This is a genomic window from Amycolatopsis roodepoortensis, from assembly GCF_014873915.1.
GTDB classification, from domain to species: domain Bacteria; phylum Actinomycetota; class Actinomycetes; order Mycobacteriales; family Pseudonocardiaceae; genus Amycolatopsis; species Amycolatopsis roodepoortensis.
Window position 1 is genome coordinate 618,464 of sequence record NZ_JADBEJ010000005.1, and the last position, 23,668, is coordinate 642,131.

Below are 23,668 nucleotides of genomic sequence, written 5' to 3' on the forward strand. Positions count from 1 at the left end.
ACTCCGGTCATGCGTACCCCAGTCGCCATCGTCGGCGCCGGCCCGGCCGGACTGCTCCTGTCGCATCTGCTCGACCTGGCAGGGGTCGAATCGGTGATCGTCGAGACCCGCTCGCGCGAGTACGTCGAAGCGCGGATCCGTGCGGGCATCCTCGAACAGTCCACAGTGGACCTCCTTCGCGAGACCGGACTCGGCGAGCGGCTCGACCGCGAAGGCGACGAGCACCGCGGTATCTACCTGCAATGGCCCGAAGAACGGCACCATCTCGACTTCGTGGACCTGGTTGGCCGAAGCGTCACCGTGTACGGCCAGACCGAGGTGACGAAGGATCTGGGCAAGGCTCGAGCGGCGGCCGGGCAGCAGATCCACTACGAAGTCACCGATACCGCCGTGCACGACATCGAGACCGAGCGGCCCTACGTCACTTTCACCGACGCGGACGGCGCACCACAGCGGCTGGACGCCGACGTCGTCGTCGGCTGCGACGGCTCCTTCGGACCTTGCCGCACCGCGATCCCCGACGCCGCGAAGCAGACTTGGGAACGTACCTACCCGTACTCGTGGCTCGGGGTGCTCGCCGACGTCGCCCCGTCGACCGACGAGCTCATCTACGCCTGGCATCCCGACGGTTTCGCCATGCATTCGATGCGCTCGGCGACCGTCAGCAGGCTCTATCTCCAGGTGCCCAACGGCACCGAAATCGGTGACTGGTCCGACGACCGGATCTGGGCAGCGCTCGCGGCCAGGCTCGGCCACGGCCAGCACGGCTGGACCCTCACGCCGGGGCCGATCACCGACAAGAGCGTGCTGCCCATGCGCAGTTTCGTGCAGCAGCCCATGCGGCACGGCCGCCTGTTCCTCGCCGGCGACGCCGCCCATATCGTGCCGCCCACCGGTGCGAAGGGGCTCAACCTCGCCGTCGCCGACGTCGCCCTCCTCGCCCCCGCACTGGCCGCTTTGGTGCGGGACAAGGACTTCGCCCTCGCCGACGCCTACTCCGACACCGCGCTGCGCCGGGTCTGGCGGTGTACGCACTTCTCATGGTGGATGACCACGATGCTGCACCAATCCGGCGACCCGTTCGACCGGCAGTTGCAGCTTTCGCAGTTGCAGTGGCTGGCGCGGAGCGAGGCGGGACGGGCTGGGCTGGCGGAGAACTACGCGGGTTTGCCCATCGGATTCTGAGGATCAGTGTTCCGCGAGCCTCATCTCGTGAGTGGTAAGGACGGTTCTAACCGTCCTTACCACTCACGAGACAGCAGGTCTTCGACTCCCGCGAGGAAGGTTTCACAGATCGGCGCGGGGTCGGAAAGGCAGCCGGTGGCCATCGCGCCGTCCCGGAGCAGGACGAAGCGCCGGGCCGCGAGTTCGGCCGGAGCGCTCCCCACAGGGGCCAGCACCTCGGTGATCACCCGCGCGAACCACGCACGGTGGGCGAGGACGGCTTGATGCACGGGATGCGCCGGATCCGGGTACTCCGACGCGGCGTTGAGGAAAGCGCAGCCGCGGAAACCGGGTGACCGGATGCCGTCCGCGATGTTCCCGGCGATCGCGCGCAGGGTGTCGGGCGCCGACGCCCCCTTGGCGACGATGGCGTCGATCTGGGCGCGGATCGCCTGATCGGCTTCCTGCAGGTAGTAGACGATCAGGTCGTCCTTGCCCGGGAAATGCCGGTACAGGGTCGCCCGGGTCACCTTCGCCTCGGCCACGATCCGGTCGATGCCCACGGAGTGAATGCCCTCCGCGTAGAAGAGCCTGGTCGCCGTGGTGAGCAGCCTGGTGCGCGCTTCGGACGCTTGACGTTGAGACATTACGGCCAGCTTACGGGATAGAACGTTCGGTCTTGACCGCACCGCGCCCGACTGCCAGAGTCCAAGTAGACCGAACGTTCTCCTCACCTTCATTGGAGCTTCTGTGAGCAGCCGTACCGCCATCCTCGCGCCCACCCTGCGGCGTCTGTACTTCGCTCGTTTCGGCTTCGCACTCGTGTGGGCCGGCCTGCTGTTCACGAGTGCGTCGAAGCTCGGACCGGTCAGCATCGCCCTGCTCGTGCTGTACCCGCTGTTCGACGTCGCCGCCGCCGTCATCGACCTTCGCTCAGCACAGGACACGAAGCCCGCTCCGGGCCTGTACGTGAACATCGCGATCAGCACGATCGCCGGCATCGGCCTCGCATTCGCCGCCGCTTCAGGGATCCCGGCGGTGCTGCGCGTTTGGGGCGCCTGGGCGATCGTGTCGGGTCTCGTCCAGCTCGCCGTCGGCATCGGCCGCCGCGAACTGGGCGGCCAGTGGGCGATGATCGCCAGCGGGGCCATCTCGGCCCTCGCCGGGACCTCCTTCGTCCTGCAGGCCGCCCAACCGGACGCCACGCTGCTGAACCTGGCCGGATACGCCTTCCTCGGCGGGGTGTTCTTCCTCGTTTCGGCGATCCGTCTCGGCAGGCTCAGCGCGCGAGACTGAGCCGCCGTTCCCGATGCGCGGTCATGTACACCGGCGTGTTCACGACCCCGTACCCGCCATACCCGCCGATCCGTTGCACGACCTCGAAGAACACCCGCGAGCCGACCAGTTCGGTGCAGAAGTGCAGGAACTCGCCGGACGAGTCCCGGTCGTACAGCACCGAATTCTCCCGCAGGGCGGCCGAAAACGGCAGATCGAACCGCGCGTCGAGGTCGTCGTAATAGTTGCCGGGGATCGAAAGCAGTGGCGCACCCGCCTCCCGCATGGCCCTCGCGACGGCGATCGCGTCATCGCACGCGAGGGCGATGTGCTGAGGTGAAGGCACTCCCGGCGCCCACTCCCCTCGCCGCACCAGGGCACTGTCCAAGGTCAGGCGGACGTCCCGGTTCCCGACCGCCCGGCTGCGCACGAGCCCGAACGGCGCCGCGAATTCGGACACCGGCTCGGGCTCCAGGCCGAGCACCGAACGATAGAACAGTGTCGCCTCGTCGAAGTGGTCGAAAGGCTGGGTCAGGGCGACATGGTCGATGCCGGTGATCCCCATCCCGGCCGGGACCGCTCCGGTGGGAACGAAGTCACGAAGCCATTCTTCGTTGCCACAGAAGAAGATCTCGGTCCCGTCCGGGGCGGCGACGGCGGACAGGTCCGCCTCGTCCGGGCCGTGCGCGCGGGGCAGCACCGGCGCGAGCAGGTCCTCCGCGCGCCGCGCCGATCCGGCCGGGTTCGCGCTGGTCAGGCCGAGCGCGCTGATCGTGCCCTCGGCGGCGGCTGCGTTCACCAGCAGCCGCGCGGATCCCTGTTGCCACAAGTGGACCGGTTTCGAGCGATGCGTTCCGACGTGCGTGAAACCGAGCTCCGCGAGCACGGTGCCCGGAACCGCGAGCTCCGCGAAGGCGTGCCCATCCAGCCGGGGCGCCTCGGGAACCGCAAGGGCGCCAACGGATTCGCGCAGAGCCACCAGCGATCGCATGGCGTCGACGGCAGCCGGCCGAGGATCCGCCTGCCGGAAGACGTCGTTGAACACCTCAAGCGAAAGCGGCCCTCGATATCCAGCCGCCAGGACATGCCCGGTGAAGGTGGCCAGGTCGAACGCGCCCTGCCCGGGGAAGAGCCGGTGATGCCTGCTCCAGTGCAGCACGTCCATGTCCAGCAGCGGCGCGTCGGCCAGTTGCAGGAAGAAGATCTTCTCGCCGGGGATCGTCCGGATCGCGCGGGGATCGCTGCGGCGCGAAAGGATGTGGAAGCTGTCGAGGCAGACTCCCAGCGCCGGATGGCCGGCTCGCCGCACGATGCGCCACGCGTGCTCGTAGGTGTTCACGAACCGGCCCCACGCGAGTGCCTCGTAAGCGACGCGGATTCCGCGCGACGCGGCCAGCGAAGCCAGCTCGTGCAGCTGCTCGGCGGCGAGATCGTCGTCGTCGACGGCGTCGGGCGAGACCGACGAACACACCAGGACGGTGTCCGCCCCGAGTTCGGCCATGAGGTCGAACTTCCGCCGCGCCCGGCGGAGGTTCGCGCGGAGCACGTCCGGTGGCACCGCCTCGAAATCGCGGAACGGCTGGTAGAGATCTATCGTGAGGCCGAGGTCGGCGCACAGCCGCCGGATCTCCGACGGCGTCCGCCGAGACGCGATCAGGTCGTTCTCGAAGATCTCGACGCCGTGGAAGCCGGCCGCGGCGGCCGCGGCGAGCTTGTCCTCGAGCGTGCCGGAAAGGCAGACGGTCGCGATGGCGGTGTCACCGGGCATGGGCGGGTTTCCCTTCCAGCGCTTCGAAATGCCGGAGCATGCGGTCCGCGTCCGGCTCCGCTCCGGTGAACAGGCGGAACGAGTCCGCCGCCTGGAAGACCACCATCCCGCCGCCGTGTAGCGTCCGGCAGCCCCGCTCCCGCGCCTGCTTGAGCAACGCGGTCTCCAACGGGCGGTAGACGATGTCGGCCACCCACATCCCCGGGCGCAGCGACTCGGCGGGAACGGGCGATCCCGGATACGCGGCCATCCCGGTCGGCGTGGCGTGGACGAGGCCGTCGGCCACCCGGACGTCGTCGAGGGAACCCGTCAGGGCCCGGTCGGTGCCGAACCGCCGTCGCAGCGCGGCGACCAGGGTGCCGGCACGCGCGGCGTCGACGTCGTGGACGATCAGCCGCCCGGCTCCCAGGGAGAGCAAAGCATGGGCCACCGCCGCGCCCGCTCCGCCCGCGCCGAGGAGGACGACCGTGTCCATCTCGGCGTCCGGCAGGCCCCGGATGAGGTTGCGGGCGAAACCGGTCGCGTCCGTGTTGTGGCCGGTGGCGAGCCCTTCGCGGAACACCACCGTGTTCACCGCGCCGAGTGCCGCAGCGTCCGGCGCGACCTCGTCGAGGTACGGCAGCACCTGTTGTTTCACCGGATGGGTGATGTTGAGACCGTCGAAGCCCGCGATCCGCGCGGCGGCCAGCACCTCACCGATCGGCAGCCTCAGCACGTCGAGGTCGAGCCGCCGGTAGAGATAGCGCAGCCCGAGCTCGTCGGCCTCCCGTTCGTGCAGGGCCGGGCTCAGCGACGGCCCGATACCGGTACCGACCAGGCCGATGAGGTAGCTGGTCACCAAGATCCTCCGTTAATGTACGAACTAGTGAGTTCACTGTAGCGCGGACCGGCCGGCACGAGAAGGGCTGCGCTAGAGTGGGGCCTCCACCAGCGGTTCGGAGGGAGTCAGGTGGCCGCACCGTCGTCCGAGGTCGAGCGCCAGCGCGACAAGGAACGCACCCGCGCCGAAATCCTCGCGGTGGCCACCAGGGAATTCGCCGACAAGGGTTACGCCGGCGCCAGGGTGGACGAGATCGCCGCCCGCACGAGCACCACCAAGCGGATGATCTATTACTACTTCGGCGGCAAGGAACAGCTCTACGTCGCCGCCCTCGAACGGGCGTACGCGACCATCCGCGCCCTCGAACAGGACCTCGACGTCGACCATCTCGAACCCGAGGACGCGATCCGCCAGCTCGCCGAGCTCACCTTCGACCACCACGAGGCGAACCCGGACTTCATCCGCCTCGTGAGCATCGAGAACATCCACCACGGCGAGCACATCGCCCGCTCGGAAGCCCTGTCCGGCATGGCGAACCCGGCACTGGACGTGCTCACCCGCATCCTCGACCGCGGCCGCGAAGCCGGCCGATTCCGCGACGACGTCGACGCGCTCGACGTGCACATGGTGATCAGCTCGTTCTGCGTGTTCCGCCTCGCGAACCGGCACACCTTCTCCGCGATCTTCGGCCGCGACATGCTCGATCCCGCGCGCCGCGATCACTATCGCCTGATGCTGGGCGATCTGGTGATCGACTACCTGACGGCCTGAAATCCCGGCTCTTGACAACCCGGGCACCGTCTCGCAGGCTGTATTAACTAACTAGATCGTACATTGCTGGATCGCACCTTGGAGCGTCGACGTGGCCTCTCCCTCCCCTGTCACGCAAGGCATGCCCCGTAAGGCGGCGTTGGCCGCCTGGATCGGCAGCGCCTTGGAGTACTACGACTTCTTCATCTACGGAACCGCCGCCGCACTGGTGTTCAACAAGGTCTTCTTCCCCGCGTCCTCCCCCGCCACCGGAACACTGCTGGCGCTGGCGACCTTCGGCGTCGGCTACCTCGCCCGCCCGGTCGGCGCGTTCGTGCTCGGGCACGTCGGCGACCGGCTGGGCCGCAAGAAGGTCCTGGTATTCACGCTGGTGCTGATGGGCGTCACGACGTTCCTGGTCGGCTGCCTGCCGACGTACGCCTCAGTCGGGGTGCTCGCGCCGGTCCTGCTGGTGATACTTCGCCTCCTGCAAGGGCTTTCGGCCGCCGGGGAGCAGGCGGGCGCCAACTCGATGTCGCTGGAGCACGCGCCGTCACACCGGCGCGGCTACTACACGAGCTTCACCCTCAGCGGCACCCAGGCCGGCCAGATCCTCGCCACCGCGGTGTTCCTGCCGATCGCCGCGCTCCCCCAGGAGCAGCTGCTCACCTGGGGCTGGCGGATCCCGTTCTGGTGCAGCGCCGTCGTGGTGGTGGTCGGCTTCGTGATCCGCCGCAAGATCGACGAGACCCCGGTGTTCCAGCAGAACCGGTCCGACGTCGCCAAACTGCCCGTCGCCGTGCTGTTCCGGACGCACTGGAAGGACGTGCTCCGCGTCGTCGTCGCGGCCACCATCGCCTCGGTCAGCACGATCTTCACCGTCTACGCGCTGAGCTACGCGGTCAACACGGTCGGGCTGGAGCGCGGGCCGATCCTGTGGGTGGGTGTTCTGGCCAACGTCGCCGCGCTGCTCGCGATCCCTTTGCTGGCCGGGCTTTCCGACCGGATCGGCCGCAAACCGGTGTTCATCGCGGGCTGTCTCGCTTGCGCGGTGCTGATCTTCCCGTACCTGTGGTCCATTTCGGACGGTTCGTACCCGCTGATCTTCGCCCTCGGCATCCTGCTGTTCGGTGTCGCCTACAGTGCCGTCAACGGGGTGTGGCCGTCGTTCTACGGCGAGATGTTCAGCGCGAAGGTCCGCCTCTCGGGGATGGCGATCGGCACGCAGATCGGCTTCGCCATCGCCGGGTTCGCCCCGAGCGTGGTCGCCGCGATCGGTTCGGGGAAGGACGACTGGCTCGGCGTCGCCGTCTTCACCGCCGCCGTCTGCCTGCTCAGCGCCGCGGCCGCGCTCACCGCGCGCGAAACGCACCGCGTCCCGACCGAGGATCTCGGTGAGACGCACGTTCGGTGGACGAAAGAGCCCGCTTCCGCGACGCGTGGCGGGTGAATCCCCGCGGCCGAGGCGGCCAGAATCGGTCTTCATCCTCCCGCCGAGTCAGGAGTGCGACCGATGACCTATGCGTACGACCCGGAAATCGCCCCGGCCGTCCCGCTGTTGCCCAAGCTGGACCTCGCCGATCTGCCCGCCACCCGGGAACAGCTGAAGGCCGTGTTCGCGGAGCGGCAGGGCGTGGTGGACGAAACGGGCGTCACGATCCGTGAGGAACGCGTGCCCGGCCCCGAAGGCGCCCCGGATGTCCGGGTGCGGATCTACACACCAGACCGGATCAGCGCCCCGGCGGCGATCTTCGACGTCCACGGCGGCGGGTTCGTCATCGGCGACCTGGAGATCGACCACGCGGCCAACGTGCGGTTCGCGAGGGAGATCGGCGTCGTCGTGGTGTCGGTCGACTACCGGCTCGCACCGGAAGCGCCGTACCCGGCGGCTCTCGAAGACTGCTACGCGGCGCTCACCTGGGTCGCGAAGAACGCGGCCGAACTCGGTGTCGACCCCGGCCGGATCGCGATCCACGGGATCAGCGCGGGCGGCGGATTGTGTGCGGCGCTCGCCCTGCTAGCCCGGGACCGGGGCGGGCCGGCGATCGCGTTCCAGTATCTCGGGGTGCCGGAGGTGGACGACCGGCTGGAGACGCCGAGCATGCGGGCGTTCGTCGACACTCCACAGTGGAACAAGCCGAGGGCCGAGATCAGCTGGGACTGCTATCTCGGCAAGGGGGTTCGCGGCACAGCGGACGTCCCCGTCCACGCGGCGCCCGCCAGGGCGGTGGATCTGAGCGGCCTGCCGCCCGCCTACGTTTCCGTGATGGAGTTCGACCCGTTGCGTGACGAAGGCATCGCCTACGCCCAGGCTCTCCTCGCGTCCGGCGTCACCACCGAGCTGCATCTGTTCCCTGGCACGTTCCACGGTTCGTCCACAGTGGAACACGCCGCGGTGAGCAAACGCGAAGTCGCCGAAGCGATCACCGTGCTCGCGCGGGCGCTCGAGGTCTAGGTCGTGTTTCAGCGAGGTCGTGAGTGGCAATGACGGTTAGAACGATCATCGCCACTCACGAGGGCCCGCCTGCGCCGGGATCACGCACGACACGGTCTAGCCGCGCTGCGCCAGGCGGCGGGCGAGCAAGGCGAGACGGGCGCGGAAGCGGTCGCCCGGCTCGTCCAGCCGCCAGCCCAGCGCGTCCTCGACGTGGGCCAGCCGCGCCGCGACCGAACTGTGGTGGCGGTGCAGCGCGACCGCCGCCTGCCGCAGCGATCCCGTACGGCAGAACGCTTCCAGTGCCGCGACGTCGGCGGCCCCGGTCGGCGTCGCGGCGAGGGTGTCCAGCGCCAGGACGTCGTCCTGTCCCCGTAACCGGGCCACCGGCACCTCGGCGAGCAGGGTGAGCGAGCCCAGGTCGCCGTGCACCACGATCGGCTCGACGGCGGGGACGGCGAACCGCTCCGCCAGCTTGGCCTGCAACCACGAGCGGCGCGCCTCCAGCCCAGGCACGGCGTCACCGACACCGACTCGCACTCCGCCGGCCGCGTCGCGTTCCCTCGCCCGGTCGGCGAGCGCGGAGCGCAGCGCACCAACGATCGCATGGTCGTCGCGGGGTTGTAGCAGTACCGCGGCCACTTCCCCCACCGTCGCCACGTGCAACCGGGGCAGCGAACCACCGCGCGCCAGGAGCCCGACGGCGGCCGCACCGGGATCGCGGCCGTCCTCGGTACCGACGGCCAAGACGCGCACCGGTCGCCCGGCGGCCAGGCCGAGCAGCCGGAGCGCCCTGGCCCGGTCCTCCTCCCCCGCCTGCTCACCCAGCAGCAATTCGACGAGCGCGGGATCGGCCAGATGTGGCGCGTTTCCGGCGTGTTCGGCGCGGCCGAGGACGCGGGCAGCCATGGCGAACCGCTCCAGCACGAGATCGTCGAGCGGCCCCGGCGCACCGATGCGCTCCAGCCACACCTTCCCCGGCGGCGCACCGAGGTCGGCCGACGCGGGCTCGGTCACCGCGTCGGCGGCGGGCTCGCCGTCCGGCGCGAACCGCAGTGGCGCCGGAACGCCGTCCCGGCGCAGCCCGGCCACGCAACCCGCGAGCGCCGCGGTGGCGCGCACCAGATCGGAAAGGCGGGCCTGCTTGGCCACGAGCTCGTCGAAGTAGGCGATGACCCGGACCGCGGCCTCCGCGTCGGCGTCCACCTCGGACAGCCGCAAGAGCAGACCTTTCATCCCTCCAGGTTAGAGCCCCGGCCAGCCCCGCCGAAGAACGACGAAAGCCGCGTCCAGCGCCGCGGCCGGATCCGGCTCGACACCGGCCAGGTCCGGGACCTCCAGGACATAACGCGCCAGCAACCGCACGGAGAAGCCGGCCTGGCCCGATTCCTCGGCGATGACCTTCGTGAGCGCGTCCTCGCAGCCGGTCCACAGTGCCCTGGCGTAGGCGCGCAGCGCCGGGGTGGCGACCACCAGGTCCGCGACACGGCGCGCCAGCGGGTCCGGATCCGGATCGAACGGGCCGCGAGTCGCGAGGAAGTCCCGCAACGCCTCGAGGATCGAGGTGCCCTCGGCCCGGCCACGCACCGCGGCGGCCAAGGCCGCTTCGCGTTCGTCACCGTGGCCGAGGATCAGTGCCTCCTTGCCACCCGGGAAGTGCGCGAAGAGCGTCGACACGGCCGTGTCCGCCGCGTCCGCGATCTCGGCGACGGTGACGTTGTCGAAGCCCCGCTCCAGGAACAGCTCTCGCGCCGCACTCGACAGGGCTTGGCGTGTCGCCGCCTTTTTGCGCTCGCGTCTGCCGGGTTCGGTCCGTTCCATGCGACCAGCTTACATCGAAGTCACTACGAATTCGCAACGAGTGTATCTTCGGAATGACTTCGACTTTGAGGAGCATGTCATGAGCAACTGGGACGTCCACCACCTGCCCCGGGCCTCCGGCAAGACCTTCCTGGTCACCGGCGGCAACGCGGGGATCGGCTACTTCGTCGCGGAGCAGCTCGCCGGATCCGGCGCCACCGTGCTCCTCGGCAGCCGGAACGCCGCGAAGGCCGATGCCGCGATGTCCTCGATCCGCTCCCGGGTACCGGACGCGAGCCTCGGGCACCTGCCGCTCGACCTTTCCGATCTCCCGTCCATCAAGTCCTCAGTGGACACTCTGGGGATCGATCGGCTGGACGCCGTCGTCTGCAACGCGGGTGTACTCCTGGAGGGCCGGCCGAGGCAGGAGACCGCCGAGGGCCTCGAACTGACCTTCGCCACCAACCATCTCGGCCACTTCGTGCTGGTGCACCAGCTGATGCCCTTGCTCGAAACAGCGGAGGCCGGCCGCGTCGTCACGACGGGCAGTTTCGTGGGCAAGTCCGCGGAACTCGACCTCGACGACCTCCAGAGCGAGCGCGACTACCAGCCCAAACGCACTTACGCACGCTCGAAGCTGGCCCAGATGCTGTTCGCCTTCGAGCTCGACAGGAGGCTGCGCGCCGCCGGGAGCACGGTACTGAGCCTCGTCGATCATCCCGGTGGCGCGCTCGATTCCCTGACCCCGCCACGGCCGGTGCACGCGGCACCGTCCGGGCGGACGTTCCCGGCCCGGCTTCTCTTGCAAGGCAAGGAAGCCGGGGCTTGGCCCGCCGTTCGCGCGGTCCTCGATCCTTCCGTGCGCGGCGGCGAGATGTTCGGTCCCCGGGTGTTCGGTCTGCGCGGCGAACCCCGCCGGGAGCCGGTCCGCGGCAAGCTCGCCGACACCGCGCTCGCCGCCCGGTTGTGGGCGGCGAGCGCGGAGCTCACACCGTGACGTCGGTCGAGTCCGATGTGGACCTACCGCGGGACCGCAGGCCCAGCAGCAGGTCGATCACCAGGAACGCCAGCAGGCTGATCCCGAGCAGCGGCACGAACCAGCCGATCGCGGCGGCGGCGACGAGCAGCCCGACTACCAGGGCCGGCGGGGCTTTGCGCCACTGACCGCGCGGGATGGGCCGCCCGAAGGTCAGCCCGGTGGCCCGGGTCGGCCTGCGCCGCCACCACATGCGGTAGCCGAGCACGACCAGCGTGACCAGACCGGCGCCGAGCAGGAGCAGCACGATCTGGTTCGGCCAGCCGAACAGCACGCCCATATGCGCGTCGATCCCCCAGCGGGCGAGCTTGGCCATGAGCGGGTAGTCGTCGAACCGGACCTCGCCAAGGATCTGCCCGGTGGTCCCGTCGACCGCGACGGCGTCGACCTGTGTCGGCCAGCCGCGTTCGATTTCCGTGACCTGCCAAGGAGCGCCGGGTTTCGCGGGCAGCCCGATCTCCACCGAGGGCGCGTCGATCCCGGCGGCACGCGCCGAAGCGAGCATCGCGTCCACGCTCTCGGGTTTCGCGGCGGGCACCTCGCCGTGACCCGAGTGCCCGGTGTGTCCGGCGTGCTCGTCGGCGCCGGTCACCTTCAACGCCGGAGTGGCCCAGCCGAGGGATTCACGCAACGCCGAGACGTTCTCACCCGCGTACGCCGACCACGTCAACCCGGTCGCGGAAAGGAACAGCGCGCCGAGCAGCACCCACAGGCCGACGGATCCGTGACGACGCACGGACTTCCCCCGCTCGGACTCGGTCTTCTCGTTCCGCCGGGTGCGGCGGCTCACCCACAGCACCAGACCGCCCAGCGCGACCACCCACAACCAGGACGCGGCCAGTTCGCTGTAGAGCCGTCCCGGTTCGCCGAGCATCAGGTTCCGGTGCAGGTGGTCGAGCGTGGTCCGGAATGGCAAGGCGCCGCTCGAGCCGTACGCGACGAGATCCCCGCGCACCTGCGCGGTGGCGGGGTCGACGAAGATCGCGCGTCGTTCGGACTCGCCGAGGCCCTCCTCTGCGAAGAGCACACGCGTCGTGTCGCCCGGTTCGGGGGCGGGCCGGACGGCGACCAGGTCACCGCCGGGGTTGGCCGCTTGGGCCGCCTTGACCTGGTCGGCGAGGGAGACCTGTTTCAGCCCGACGGGTGCCCGGAGCTGATCGGCGTAGATCCAGGACTCCATCTGCGGCGTCGCCGCGTACAGAACGCCGGTGAGCGCGGCGATGAGGACGAAGGGGCCGACGAGGACGCCGGCGTAGAAGTGGAGACGGAGGAAGAGTCCGCGCCAGCCGGACGCGCGCGGCGGGCTGGTGGTCGATTCGATTCGCGTTGCCATGGGGAACTCCTGAGGCGTCGGTGGGGAGGCGTGCGCCTGCGCCGCGCGCCGGGGTGGTCACGGCACGCGTGCTGAGCCCTGCCGCGACATGGGTCTCGGCAGGGTTTCGGGGATCAGGCGAACGTCACCGGCGGGCCGCGCCGCGAAAGCACGTCTCGCAGGAGCGCCTCGGCCGCGGGGAACTCCACCACGAGCGGGACGTGGATCCGCAGCGGTGCCGTCGCCGGCCGCGGGGTCAGGCGGCGCGGAAGGACCGAAGCGATCAGAGCCGTGAGCGCGAACACGACGTGTTCGGCGCCCGCGAGCACCATCGCCACCACGAGGGTCGCGGCGGCGTGCCCGGCGGCCATGGACAGGCCGTTGCCCGGGGTCTCGGCGTGATGGGCGTGCGACTGCCAGGTCAGGAAGGTCAAGCAGGCGTGCATCGCGAGCTGCCCGCCCGCCACCAGGCCGAGGATGGCGAGCGGACCGCGACGGCGTCCGGCGAACGCGTACGCCACCCAGCTCAGCAGGGCGACGAGCAGTACGACCACGCCGAGGTCGGGGACGCGTCCGCTGGTCCCGGCGTGGGCACCGGTCGCCAAAGTGCCGGTCAGGACCCCCACGGCCCCGCCGCGGAGGCGCCTGACCGGGCCCCGGGACGAGGTCGGCGTGCGCACGGGAGGCAGAGTAGAGCGCGACGGGGCCCGTTGTCTCTCCTTGCTATCGTCACCCCGGTGTTCCGCAGCCCGTCCTTCCTCCGGCTCTGGACCGGGAACACCGCCTCCGGGCTGGCGACCTGGGCGCTGCCGTTCATCCTCGGGCTCGCGGTGCTGGAACGGTCGCTTTCGGCCGTGGACCTCGGCATCGTGCTCGCCGCCCGGACCGTGGGGTTCCTCGTGGCCGTCCCGGTGGCGGGTGTGCTGGCCGACCGGTATTCGCGGCGCGGGGTCGTGCTCTGGGCCGGTCTCGTCGCGGGTGCCGCGACTCCCCTGATCGCGGCCGGGATGGGCCGATCGGTCCTGGTGACGGCCGCCGCGGCCGCCGTCGTCGGCGTCGGGCAGGGTGCGTGCCGCCCTGCGTTCCAGGCTCTGACCGCGGAAGTGATCACCGAGGACCGGCGTCAGCGAGCCAACGCCGCGATGACGCTCGCCGTCCGGGTCACGACGCTCGTCGCGCCCGGGCTCACCGCCTTGCTCTCGCAGTTCGCTCCGACGCCGGCCCTGGTGATCGGGACCGGCGTGCTGTGGCTGGGGGCGGCGCTGATCCCGCCGCGAGGCACCTTCTCACCCGCCCCCGCCACGACCAGGGTCCGTTTCTTCGGCGAGTTCGCCGACGGTCTCCGGGAAGCCCGCCGTCACCCGTGGTTCCTGGCCGGGCTCGGCGCGCTGACCGCCGTGATCGCGACCGGCTATTCCGCCACCGGCGTCGTACTGCCGCTGGTCAGCCGCGACCGCTACGACACCGAAGCCGTCCTTGCCGCCGGGCTCACCGCGTACACGCTCGGCGCGCTCGCGGGCGCGGTCGTCATCGCACGCTGGCAGCCGGAACGGCAAGGTTGGGCGGCGCTGATCGGGCTCGGCTGCTACGGCTTCGCGCCGCTGAGCCTGCTGTTCCCGGTGCACCCGGCTTTCGTCGTCGCCGCCTACGCGGTCGCGGGACTGGGCATCGAACTGTTCAACGTCCCGTGGTTCACCGCGACCCAGCGGGAGGTCGAGCCGGGGAAGCTCGCACGGGTGTCCTCTTTGGACTTCCTGTTCTCCTACGGCCTGGCGCCCGCCGGGCTCGCGCTCATCGCTCCCGCGATCGACCGGTTCGGGGCGACGCCGGTGCTGGCGGCGTGCGCGGTCGTCTGCTTCGCCGCCCCCGCCGCGGCCGCCCTCGTTCCGTCTTCGCGGGATTTCCGGAGCGCCGCACCGATCAAGAGTGTCTAGTTCTTGCGCTCGCTTGCGGTAATGTTTCACCCATGACGCGTCGTCTTGCCGAAGTCGCCCGCAAGGTCGGGGTCAGTGAAGCCACGGTCAGCCGGGTGCTCAACGGCCGGTCCGGGGTCTCCGCCGGCACCCGGGCCGCCGTCCTCACCGCGCTGGACGTGATGGGCTACGAACGGCCGACCCAGCTGCGCGGGGATCGCGCCCGCCTGGTCGGACTGGTTCTCCCCGAACTCCAGAACCCCATCTTCCCCGCGCTGGCCGAGATCATGGGCAATGCACTGGCCCAACAGGGATTCACCCCGGTGCTGTGCACCCGCACGGCGGGCGGCGTCTCCGAGGCGGAGTACGTCGAGCTGCTGCTGCAACAGCAGGTCTCCGGTGTCGTGTTCGCCGGCGGGCTCTACGCGCAGGCCGACGCGGTGCACTCCCACTACCACCATCTCGCCGAGCGCCGCCTGCCGACGGTGCTGATCAACGCCGCCGTCGACCACCTCGGGCTGCCGCAGATCTCGTGCGACGACGCGGTCGCCGTCGAGCAGGTCGTCGGGCATCTGAGCTCGCTCGGCCACGAGAAGATCGGCCTCGTCCTCGGCCCGAACGACCACGTGCCGTCGCAGCGCAAGCTCGAGGCGTTCCGCGCCTACGCGACGAAACTCGGGCTCCCGGTCCTGGACGAACTCGTCGAACACGGCATGTTCTCCATCGAAGGCGGCCACGCGGCCGCGGCCAGGCTGTACCCGCGCGGCGCGACGGCCGTCCTGTGCGCGAGCGACCTTCTCGCCCTGGGCGCGATCCGCGCGGCCCGGCGGCAGGGGCTATCGGTACCCGAAGACATCTCGGTGGTCGGCTACGACGATTCGGCCCTGATGAACTGCACCGACCCGCCGCTCACCACGACCCGCCAGCCGATCGAGGCGATGGGCCGCGCCGTGGTCGAACTGCTGGTCAAGCGCATAAACGGCGGCGAGGTCGCGGCCGAGGAACTGCTGTTCGCCCCCGAACTCGTCGTCCGGGGCTCCACCGCCCGCCGCACTTAGCCCGCTAACCGCGGGATCCCCCAGCGCGTGAAGGCCCCCTTCCCTCGGCTGAGCCGAGGGAAGGGGGCCTTCACGCGCTTGGGCACCCCAGGGGCACTGTCGCAAAGTTGCAAGTTCTCATCCAGTTATTGCGTTGATCCGGGGCTTCACTTTAGAGTGACCGCAATCACGTGACAGCCGTCGCGATCCCGAGATGAGGCTTGAAGATGAGCAGCACTTGGTCCCCCACCGTGCGCCGCCGGATGTTCTGTCTGCTCCTCGCGGGCGGACTCACCCTGGGGGTGGCCGCCTGCGGTTCCGGTTCCGGTGAAAGCACCGGGGGCAAGGTCAAGATCACCGTGACCGGCCAGCCCCCCACCAGCCAGCCGTTCGAGCGCGGCGTGTTCGACGCCGACGTCAAGGAGTTCGAGGAGACCCACCCGGACATCGACATCGAGCCCCACGAGGGGTTCATGGATCCGAAGACGTTCTCCGCCAAGCTCGCCGGCGGGCAGCTCGAAGACGTCTACTACGTCTACTTCACCGACCCGGCGCAGACCATCGCGCGCCGCCAGGCCGCCGACATCACCGAAGCGGCCAAGGGCCTGAAGAACTTCGGCGACATCAAACCGGAATTACTGGACAACTTCCGGGACGCCGACGGCAAGCTCTACGGCCTGCCGACGATGAACTACAGCATGGGCCTGGTGTACAGCCGCCCGCTGTTCCAGAAGGCCGGGCTCGATCCGAACAAACCGCCGCAGACCTGGGACGAGGTCCGTGCGGCCGCGAAGAAGATCGCCGCGCTGGGCAACGGCACCGTCGGGTACGCCGACTACAGCAAGAACAACCAGGGCGGCTGGCATCTGACCGCCTGGCTCTACTCGATGGGCAGCGAGGTCGCCCGCAAGGACGGCGACAAATGGGTCGCCGCGTTCGACAACGACAAGGCCAAGGCCGCCCTGAACCAGCTGCGTGCCATGCGGTGGGAAGACGACACGATGGGCAGCAAGCAGCTGCTCGAAGCCCAGGACGTCCAGCGCATGATGGGCGCGGGCCAGCTCGGCATGTACATGGCCGCCCCGGACAACGTCCCGGTGCTGGTCAAGCAGTTCAACGGCAAGTACGAGGACTACGGCGTCGCCGGGATGCCGGGCGGGCAGGGCACGCTGCTCGGCGGCGAGGGCTACATGATCAACCCCAAGGCTTCACCGGAGAAGATCAAGGCCGGTCTGGAATGGGTCCGCTGGAAGTACCTCAACCCGGAGCGCTTCGAGAAGCACGTCCAGCAGTACGTCGACGGCAAGCAGCCGGTGGGGCTGCCCGCCGAGCCGACCCCGGACGTCTGGCAGGGCGCCGTCCGTGACCAGCAGCTCGCGATCAAGGCCAAGCACGCCAACGTTCCCGCCGAGAACTACCAGTCCTATGTGGACTCCAGCTCGCGGATCAAGGGCAGTATCGAACCGCCGAACGCGCAGCAGGTCTACGCCATCCTCGACAGTGTGATGCAGGCGGTGCTCACCGATCGGAACGCGAATATCGATCAGCAGCTGTCGTCGGCCGTGTCGAAGGTCAACAGTGTCCTCGCCCAGGTCAAGTAGCGTCCTCGACTGGCCCGCGACAGCGTCGTCGCGGGCCGGTCGCCCGGTCGCTTCGGCCGCCGAACGCCGCCGGAACCGGTTGCGCCGCAAGCTCAAGGAGAATCTCACCGCGTACGGCCTGTTGTGCGCCGCGCTCGTGGTGTTCGCGCTGTTCTCCTGGTACCCGATCGTGCGCGGGGTGCTGCTGAGCTTCCAGCAGGTCGACTTCGTCAACCCGCCGACGTGGGTCGGCTTCGACAATTTCACCCGGCTGTTCGAAGACCCGCTGTTCGGCGTCGCCTGGCGCAACACGCTGTTGTTCACCGTGCTCGCACTGGTCTTCGGGTTCGTGGTGCCGTTCGTGACCGCCGTGCTGCTCAACGAACTGCGGCACGCCAAGGCGTTCTTCCGGCTCGCGGTCTACCTGCCGGTGATGCTGCCGCCGGTGGTCACCGCCCTGATGTGGAAGTGGTTCTACGACCCGGGCGCCGGCCTGTTCAACTCAGCGCTCGGCGTCGTGGGCCTGCCCGGCGGCCAGTGGCTCGACTCGAGCGACACGTCGATGCTGTCGCTGGTGTTCGTGTCGACGTGGGCGAACATGGGCAGCACCACACTGATCTACCTCGCCGCGCTCGGCACCATCCCCGGTGAGCTCTACGAAGCCGCGGAGCTGGACGGCGCCGGACTGTGGAAACGCCTGATCCATGTCACGCTGCCGCAGACCCGGTTCGTGTTGCTGGTGCTGCTGTTGCTGCAGGTCGTCGCGACCATGCAGGTGTTCACCGAACCGTACGTGATGACCGGCGGCGGACCGGACGACTCGACCGTCACCGTCCTCCTGCTGCTGTACCGCTATGCCTTCGTCTACAACGACTTCGGCTCGGCCAGCGCGTTGAGCCTGCTGTTGTTCGTCGCGCTCGGGGTGTTCTCCGCGTTGTACGTGCGCCTGACCCGGAAGGCGGATCAGTCATGAGGACGCTCGTCTCCCCCAGCACACTCCGCAGCCCCGGGGGCAAGATCGGGTACGCCGTGATCTTCGGCTGCACCCTGCTCCTGTTCGTCATCGCGTTCCTGTTCCCGCTGTATTGGGCGGTGACTGGCGCGATGAAGTCGCCGCAGGAACTGGCGCAGACGCCGGCCACCTTCATCCCGAACGAATGGCATCCGGGGACCTTCGCCGACGCTTGGGACCAGCTGAGTCTCGGCAAGTACTTCCTCAACACCGTCGTCGTCGCGGGCGGCGCCTGGCTGGCCCAGCTGGCCATCGACGTCCCCGCGGCGTTCGCGTTGTCCAAACTGCGGCCGAAGTTCGGCAACGTCGTACTCGGGCTGATGCTCGTGACGTTGATGCTCCCGGCGGCGGCGCTGCTGGTCCCCACCTACGTGACGATCACCGATCTGCCACTGCTGAACGTCAACCTGATCAACTCTCCGGCGGCGGTCTGGCTGCCCGCCGCCGCGAACGCGTTCAACATCTACCTGCTGAAACGGTTCTTCGATCAGATCCCGGACGAGCTGATCGAGGCCGCGCGGCTCGACGGCGCGGGACCGGTGCGCACACTGTGGCGCATCATCCTGCCGATCTCCCGGCCGATCCTCGCCGTGGTCTCGATCCTCGCGGTGGTGGCCGCGTGGAAGGACTTCATCTGGCCGCTGCTGGTGTTCCCGGACACCGAAAAGCAGACGCTGTCGGTGATGCTGCAGCGGGTGGCCATCGACATGCCGCTGAACGTGCTCGTCGCCGGCATGGTGCTGGCCAGCCTGCCGATGGTGGCGCTGTTCCTGGCGTTCCAGCGGCACATCCTCGCCGGGCTCACCGCCGGCAGCCTCAAAGGCTGAATTCTTCGCCGCATTTCGGGGTATCCACGAACAACTGAGGAGGGCACTTCCGTGACCGCATTGGGGCAGTCCGCCGGATGGTGGCGGAGCGCGGCGATCTATCAGGTCTACATCCGCAGTTTCGCGGACGGGAACGGCGACGGCATCGGCGATCTCGCCGGGGTCCGCGCGCGGCTGGACTACCTGGCGGAACTGGGGATCGACGCGATCTGGTTCACGCCGTGGTATCCGTCGCCGATGGACGACGGCGGCTACGACGTCGCCGACTTCCGGGAGATCGACCCGCTCTTCGGCACGCTCGCCGAAGCGGAGGACCTGATCGCCGCGGCCCACGCCAAGGGGATCCGCGTGATCATCGACATCGTGCCGAACCACTGCTCCGACGAGCACCGCTGGTTCAAGGAGGCATTGGCCGCGGAGCCGGGATCTCCGGAGCGGCAGCGGTTCTGGTTCCGGCCGGGCCGCGGGCCGGACGGCTCCGAGCCGCCGAACAACTGGAAGTCGCGCTTCGGCGGATCCGCGTGGACGCGGGTCCCGGACGGCGAGTGGTACCTGCATCTGTACAGCTCGCGCCAGCCGGACTTCAACTGGGACAACCAGGACATCCGCGCCGATTTCGAGGACGTGCTGCGGTTCTGGTTCGACCGCGGGGTCGACGGTTTCCGCATCGACGTCGCGGACGGGCTGGTGAAGGACCCGCGCCTGCCCGACGTCGATCCCGGCGACGAGACGCCGTTCTCCGACCAGGAAGGGCTGCACGAGATCTACCGGTCGTGGCGGAAGATCGCCGACAGCTACCCGGGCGACCGGGTGATGGTCGGTGAGATGTGGCTGCCGGACATGTCGCGGGCCGCGCGGTACCTGCGCCGCGACGAACTGCACGCGGCGTTCAACTTCGATTTCCTGGTGTGCCCGTGGGATTCCGAGCGGTTCCGGGACGTCATCGAGCGGACGCTGGCCGCGCACGACGAGGTCGGCGCGCCCGCGGCCTGGGTGCTGTCGAACCACGACGTCACCCGGCACGTGACCCGGTACGGCCGCGAAGGCGACACCGGCTTCGCTTTCGCCGACCGGCTGCACGGCACCCCGGTGGACCGCGAACTCGGGACCCGGCGAGCGCGGGCGGCGGCGTTGCTGACCATGGCGCTCCCCGGTGGCCTGTACGTCTACCAAGGGGAAGAGCTCGGACTGTGGGAGATCGAGGACATCCCGGACGGGCTGCGCCAGGATCCGGTGTGGACCCGGACGAACGGCGCCGATCCCGGCCGGGACGGCTGCCGGGTCCCGCTCCCCTGGTCCGGTGACGCACCGCCGTTCGGTTTCGGCACCGGCGGGACGTGGCTGCCCCAGCCCGAAGAATGGCGCTCCAGCACGGCGGAGGCGCAGGCGGCCGATCCCGCGTCGATGCTCCGGCTCTACCGCGCCGGCCTGCGCCTGCGGAGCGAACTTCCCGCGCTCGGCCCCGGCGGTCTGGAATGGCTGACACAGGGCGACGGCGTGCTGGCGTTCACCCGGGAGCCGGATTTCACCTTCGTGCTGAACTTCTCGGACAAGCCGGTGGCGTTGCCGCCGCACCGCGAAGTACTCATGGCCAGCGGTCCCGTCGAGGGTGAACTCCCGACGGACACGGCGGTGTGGCTGCGCACCTGATCAGGTGCCCGTCGTGCCGTGGATACCCCCGGCACGACGGGCACTCCCCACACTGTGAGAAGTTCCGGCGTTCCCTTTGCCATACCCTTCAAAAGTACGGTATTGACGACATGGGACACCGGATCGCGAGCCGGTGCCACCTTTCTCCCGGCTGCTGCTGAACCGTTGCACCGCAACGAAAACGCCTGCCGGAACCGCACGGACCACCGCCATATCACCCCACGTTCCAGCCGGGCGATATGACCCAAATGGTATGTACCAGTTGCGTGATCCGCCTCGTACGGTCGGGGACGAATCCCCCTCCCCCGCCCGTTTCGAGGAAAGCGTCGAAATGAACAGAAAGATCTTAGCCGCCACAGCCGCGGCGATAACCGGGGCCGGCCTGGTCACCGCCATCGCCCTCACCCCCAACGCGAGCGCCGGTCAGCAGGCCACCGCCGGTGACCAGGCCCAGTCCGAAATGCTGGCCGCGATGGCCCGCGACCTGAAGCTCACCCCGGAGCAGGCCAAGCTCCGGATGGCGAGCGAACAGCGCGCCGCCGTCGCCGACAACACGCTGAAGAAGCAGCTCGGCACGTCGTACGCCGGGTCGTGGCTCGACGGCAGCGGGACCACGCTGACCGTGGCGGTCACCGACGCCGCCGTGGGCGACCTGGTGCGTGCCGCGGGCGCCACCCCGAAGACCGTCGCCCGCAGCGCCGCCGATCTCGACGCGGCGAAGCTGCGGCTCGACGCCAAGTCCGCCAAGGCGCCGAAGACCGTGCCGGGCTGGTTCACCGACGTCACCACCAACTCGATCGTCGTACTCGCCAACGCCGGTGGCGAAGGCGCCGCGAAGGCGTGGGCGGCCGAGTCCGGCGTGCCGTCCGACCTGGTCCGCGTCGAGGCCAGCACCGAACAGCCGCGTCCGCTGATCGACATCATCGGCGGCAACGCCTACACCTTCGGCTCGGGCCGCTGCTCCATCGGTTTCGCCGTCGACGGCGGCTTCGTGACCGCCGGCCACTGCGGCAGGACCGGCACCCGCACCTCGAACCCCAGCGGGTCCGTCGCCGGTTCCAGCTTCCCCGGCAACGACTACGCCTGGGTCCGCGCCGACGCGGGCAACACTCCGCGCCCGCTGGTGAACCGCTACCCCGGCACCGTGCCGGTCGCCGGTTCGACCGAGGCCCCGGTCAACTCGTCGGTCTGCCGCTCCGGCTCCACCACCGGCTGGCGTTGCGGCACGATCCTGCAGAAGAACACCTCGGTCACCTACCCCGAGGGCACCATCACCGGCCTGACCCGGACCAACGCCTGCGCCGAGCCCGGCGACTCCGGCGGTTCGTGGCTCACCGGCGACCAGGCGCAGGGCGTCACCTCCGGTGGCTCCGGCAACTGCACCTCTGGCGGCACCATCTACTTCCAGCCTGTCTCGGAGATCCTGAGCGTCTACAACCTGCGTCTGACGGTCAGCGGCAACCCGCCGTCCAGCACCACCACGACGCCGACCACGCCCACCACCCCGACCAGCCCGACGACGTCGAACCCGCCGGGCGGCACCTGGGCGCCGTACACGTACTACGGCTCCGGCGCGACCGCCAGCTACGGCGGCAGCAACTACCGGGTCATCCAGCCGCACACCTCCATGCCCGGCTGGGAACCGCCGAACGTGCCCGCGCTTTGGGAACTCGCCTGACCTGGACCGCCCCCGGCGACCTCACCTCGCCGGGGGCGGCTCCTCCCCCTGACGACGGCGCCCTGACGGCGGATCTCGAATCCCTCGTCCCGCGCGCCCGCCGCGGCGACCCCGCGGCGACGACCGAGTTGATGAACATCGTCCAGCCGGTGGTCGCGGACTACTGCCGGAGCCGGATGGACGCAACGGACGCGGACGACGTCGCGCAGGAGACCTGCCTCGCCGTGCTCACCGCACTGCCCGCCGCGCACACCACCGGCGGTTCCTTCATCACCGCTGTCCTGCGGATCGCCGCCCGGAAGGTCGCCGCTGCCTTCCGAAGGCGAGCCAGGGACCGATCGGAGCCCACGCCCGATCCGCCCGATCACGCGACGCCCGAGCCCAACGAACCCGAGTGGCAGGCTCTCGCGGCCGACGGTCACGACCGGTTGACGCGGCTGATGAGCAGCCTGCCCGATATCCAGCAGGAGATCCTGCGGCTGCGGATCACCGTCGGCATGACGGCGCCCGAGGCGGGCGCGGTCCTGCGGGTGAGCCCCGGCCTGGTCCGGGTCGCCCAGCATCGGGCGCTGCACAAACTCCGTACGCTCATCAGCGAGGACGACCTGTGATCAGCCCCCTGATCGGTCCCGGGGACGGCCACACCTGGCCGGCGGAAGTCGACGTCCGGCACCTGCGCCTGCTCGACGCGATCGCGTCGGCGGGCAGCATCGCGAACGCCGCGACCGCGCTCGGGCTCTCCCAGCCCGCGTTGAGCGCACAGCTCCACCGGGTCGAGCGGGCACTGGAACGGACGGTGTTCGTACGCGACCGGCACGGCGTGCGGCCCACCGAGCTGGGCGAGGTGCTGCTCGACCACGCGCGCCGCGTACTGGTCGCGGCGGACGACCTCGAACGCGCGATCCGCCGGTTTCGCGGCGCACCTTCCGAGGGACTGCTCCGGATCGGCGCGCTTCCGACCATCTTCGCCGAAACGCTGAGCGGCGTGGTCGCCGCCGCGGCCCCCGGCCGTCCGGTCGAACAAGTGGCGGTGACGAGCCGGGCGGCGTTGTTCTCGGCGCTGCTTGACGGCACGGTGGAATTGGCGCTGTACGTGGACCATCCGGGGCAGGAGATCGTCCCGCCCGAGGGCATCCACCTGCTTCCCGTCGGCACGGAGCCGGTCTTCGTCGTCGTGTCCCCGGACCATCTCGCCGCCGGACTCGGCGAGGTGTCCCTCGCCGAGCTCGACGGCTCGATCTGGCTGGTTCCGGCGGGCGAGGACGACGAGTTCCACGTTCACCTGACCGACCAGTGCGACCGCGCCGGCCTCGGCGCGATCACCGTACGGAAGCTGGACCCGATGGCGTTGCGCCAGACCGTCCGGCACGAACCCCGCGCGGTGGCACCCGCCCGCTCCCTCGATTCCGGTTCCACGATCCCGGGCACGCTGGTGGCACTGCGGGGTGTGCCGCTTCGGACGCGTCATCTCCTGTTGTGGCGCGACGGTTCGCCCGTCGACGTACCGACTGTCCGAAGTGGACTGACGGACTCGATCACCGAGTCGGCCGTGATCCGGCATCGGCTTCCCGTGTGGGCGGCGGCCAACCCCGGCTGGCTCGGCACGTGACCG

At 69.7% G+C, this 23,668-nt stretch carries 22 protein-coding genes; 15 read left to right on the forward strand and 7 right to left on the reverse strand.

What is annotated here, in order from left to right; translation table 11 throughout:
* Positions 1 to 9 precede the first annotated feature (9 nt).
* The gene (locus tag H4W30_RS22370; RefSeq protein ID WP_192744643.1) at positions 10 to 1,185 is read left to right on the forward strand and encodes a 4-hydroxybenzoate 3-monooxygenase; all 1,176 of its coding nucleotides are present in this window, start codon (positions 10 to 12) and stop codon (positions 1,183 to 1,185) included.
* Positions 1,186 to 1,241: 56 nt separating this feature from the next.
* On the opposite strand, the gene H4W30_RS22375 is transcribed toward H4W30_RS22370, so the two are convergent.
* The gene (locus H4W30_RS22375) at positions 1,242 to 1,811 is read right to left on the reverse strand and encodes a TetR/AcrR family transcriptional regulator (RefSeq protein WP_192744644.1); all 570 of its coding nucleotides are present in this window, start codon (positions 1,809 to 1,811) and stop codon (positions 1,242 to 1,244) included.
* 103 nt (positions 1,812 to 1,914) lie between these two features.
* On the opposite strand from H4W30_RS22375, the gene H4W30_RS22380 reads away from it, so the two are divergent.
* Positions 1,915 to 2,460 carry a hypothetical protein gene (locus H4W30_RS22380; protein ID WP_192744645.1) on the forward strand — a complete coding sequence of 182 codons (546 nt, stop codon included), beginning with the start codon at positions 1,915 to 1,917 and terminating at the stop codon, positions 2,458 to 2,460.
* Here H4W30_RS22380 and H4W30_RS22385 read toward each other — a convergent pair.
* Both H4W30_RS22385 and H4W30_RS22390 read right to left on the reverse strand, forming a co-directional pair.
* Positions 2,444 to 4,207: a bifunctional sugar phosphate isomerase/epimerase/4-hydroxyphenylpyruvate dioxygenase family protein gene (locus H4W30_RS22385; protein WP_192744646.1), complete on the reverse strand. Its 1,764-nt coding sequence runs from the start codon at positions 4,205 to 4,207 to the stop codon at positions 2,444 to 2,446. The two genes, H4W30_RS22380 and H4W30_RS22385, sit on opposite strands and share 17 nt — an antisense overlap.
* Positions 4,197 to 5,045, reverse strand: coding sequence for a shikimate dehydrogenase (locus H4W30_RS22390; RefSeq protein WP_192744647.1), 849 nt, complete (start codon positions 5,043 to 5,045; stop codon positions 4,197 to 4,199). The genes H4W30_RS22385 and H4W30_RS22390 overlap by 11 nt, the downstream gene beginning before the upstream one ends.
* Positions 5,046 to 5,156: 111 nt before the next feature.
* Here H4W30_RS22390 and H4W30_RS22395 point away from each other — a divergent pair, with 111 nt between their 5' ends.
* The 3 genes from H4W30_RS22395 to H4W30_RS22405 all read left to right on the forward strand — a co-directional run bounded on the left by H4W30_RS22395 (position 5,157) and on the right by H4W30_RS22405 (position 8,232).
* Entirely contained in the window at positions 5,157 to 5,798 is a 642-nt protein-coding gene (locus H4W30_RS22395) for a TetR/AcrR family transcriptional regulator (RefSeq protein WP_126732242.1), read from the forward strand.
* Between the two features lie 121 nt (positions 5,799 to 5,919).
* Positions 5,920 to 7,227 (forward strand): MFS transporter, encoded by a 1,308-nt coding sequence (locus tag H4W30_RS22400; protein WP_192746761.1) that lies wholly within the window; start codon positions 5,920 to 5,922, stop codon positions 7,225 to 7,227.
* 63 nt (positions 7,228 to 7,290) lie between these two features.
* Entirely contained in the window at positions 7,291 to 8,232 is a 942-nt protein-coding gene (locus H4W30_RS22405; protein ID WP_192744648.1) for an alpha/beta hydrolase, read from the forward strand.
* A 96-nt stretch (positions 8,233 to 8,328) separates the two neighbouring features.
* On the opposite strand, the gene H4W30_RS22410 is transcribed toward H4W30_RS22405, so the two are convergent.
* Entirely contained in the window at positions 8,329 to 9,447 is a 1,119-nt protein-coding gene (locus H4W30_RS22410) for a PucR family transcriptional regulator (protein WP_192744649.1), read from the reverse strand.
* A gap of 9 nt (positions 9,448 to 9,456) precedes the next feature.
* On the reverse strand, positions 9,457 to 10,032 hold the full coding sequence (locus H4W30_RS22415) for a TetR/AcrR family transcriptional regulator (protein ID WP_192744650.1): 576 nt from the start codon (positions 10,030 to 10,032) through the stop codon (positions 9,457 to 9,459).
* A 79-nt stretch (positions 10,033 to 10,111) separates the two neighbouring features.
* Between H4W30_RS22415 and H4W30_RS22420 the strand changes: the two genes are divergently transcribed.
* Positions 10,112 to 11,008 carry an SDR family NAD(P)-dependent oxidoreductase gene (locus tag H4W30_RS22420; RefSeq protein WP_192744651.1) on the forward strand — a complete coding sequence of 299 codons (897 nt, stop codon included), beginning with the start codon at positions 10,112 to 10,114 and terminating at the stop codon, positions 11,006 to 11,008.
* On the opposite strand, the gene H4W30_RS22425 is transcribed toward H4W30_RS22420, so the two are convergent.
* Positions 10,998 to 12,380: a PepSY-associated TM helix domain-containing protein gene (locus H4W30_RS22425; protein ID WP_192744652.1), complete on the reverse strand. Its 1,383-nt coding sequence runs from the start codon at positions 12,378 to 12,380 to the stop codon at positions 10,998 to 11,000. The genes H4W30_RS22420 and H4W30_RS22425 overlap by 11 nt on opposite strands.
* Positions 12,381 to 12,493: 113 nt before the next feature.
* On the reverse strand, positions 12,494 to 13,039 hold the full coding sequence (locus H4W30_RS22430) for a hypothetical protein (RefSeq protein ID WP_318780644.1): 546 nt from the start codon (positions 13,037 to 13,039) through the stop codon (positions 12,494 to 12,496).
* On the opposite strand from H4W30_RS22430, the gene H4W30_RS22435 reads away from it, so the two are divergent.
* From H4W30_RS22435 to H4W30_RS22475, 9 genes are all read left to right on the forward strand, one after another.
* Entirely contained in the window at positions 12,947 to 14,293 is a 1,347-nt protein-coding gene (locus H4W30_RS22435) for an MFS transporter (RefSeq protein ID WP_378233396.1), read from the forward strand. The genes H4W30_RS22430 and H4W30_RS22435 overlap by 93 nt on opposite strands.
* A gap of 32 nt (positions 14,294 to 14,325) precedes the next feature.
* The gene (locus H4W30_RS22440; protein WP_192744654.1) at positions 14,326 to 15,330 is read left to right on the forward strand and encodes a LacI family DNA-binding transcriptional regulator; all 1,005 of its coding nucleotides are present in this window, start codon (positions 14,326 to 14,328) and stop codon (positions 15,328 to 15,330) included.
* A gap of 206 nt (positions 15,331 to 15,536) precedes the next feature.
* Entirely contained in the window at positions 15,537 to 16,910 is a 1,374-nt protein-coding gene (locus H4W30_RS22445) for an ABC transporter substrate-binding protein (protein WP_192744655.1), read from the forward strand.
* Positions 16,888 to 17,862: a carbohydrate ABC transporter permease gene (locus H4W30_RS22450; RefSeq protein ID WP_192744656.1), complete on the forward strand. Its 975-nt coding sequence runs from the start codon at positions 16,888 to 16,890 to the stop codon at positions 17,860 to 17,862. Before H4W30_RS22445 ends, H4W30_RS22450 begins: the two co-directional genes overlap by 23 nt.
* Positions 17,859 to 18,728, forward strand: a complete 870-nt coding sequence (locus H4W30_RS22455; RefSeq protein WP_126732249.1) for a carbohydrate ABC transporter permease — start codon at positions 17,859 to 17,861, stop codon at positions 18,726 to 18,728. Before H4W30_RS22450 ends, H4W30_RS22455 begins: the two co-directional genes overlap by 4 nt.
* Before the next feature lie 51 nt (positions 18,729 to 18,779).
* Positions 18,780 to 20,378: a glycoside hydrolase family 13 protein gene (locus H4W30_RS22460; RefSeq protein WP_192744657.1), complete on the forward strand. Its 1,599-nt coding sequence runs from the start codon at positions 18,780 to 18,782 to the stop codon at positions 20,376 to 20,378.
* Positions 20,379 to 20,709: 331 nt separating this feature from the next.
* Positions 20,710 to 22,056: an alpha-lytic protease prodomain-containing protein gene (locus tag H4W30_RS22465; protein ID WP_192744658.1), complete on the forward strand. Its 1,347-nt coding sequence runs from the start codon at positions 20,710 to 20,712 to the stop codon at positions 22,054 to 22,056.
* Entirely contained in the window at positions 22,041 to 22,667 is a 627-nt protein-coding gene (locus tag H4W30_RS22470; protein WP_225949822.1) for a sigma-70 family RNA polymerase sigma factor, read from the forward strand. The genes H4W30_RS22465 and H4W30_RS22470 overlap by 16 nt, the downstream gene beginning before the upstream one ends.
* Positions 22,664 to 23,665: a LysR family transcriptional regulator gene (locus tag H4W30_RS22475; RefSeq protein WP_192744659.1), complete on the forward strand. Its 1,002-nt coding sequence runs from the start codon at positions 22,664 to 22,666 to the stop codon at positions 23,663 to 23,665. Before H4W30_RS22470 ends, H4W30_RS22475 begins: the two co-directional genes overlap by 4 nt.
* The last annotated feature ends 3 nt before the right edge of the window (positions 23,666 to 23,668 follow it).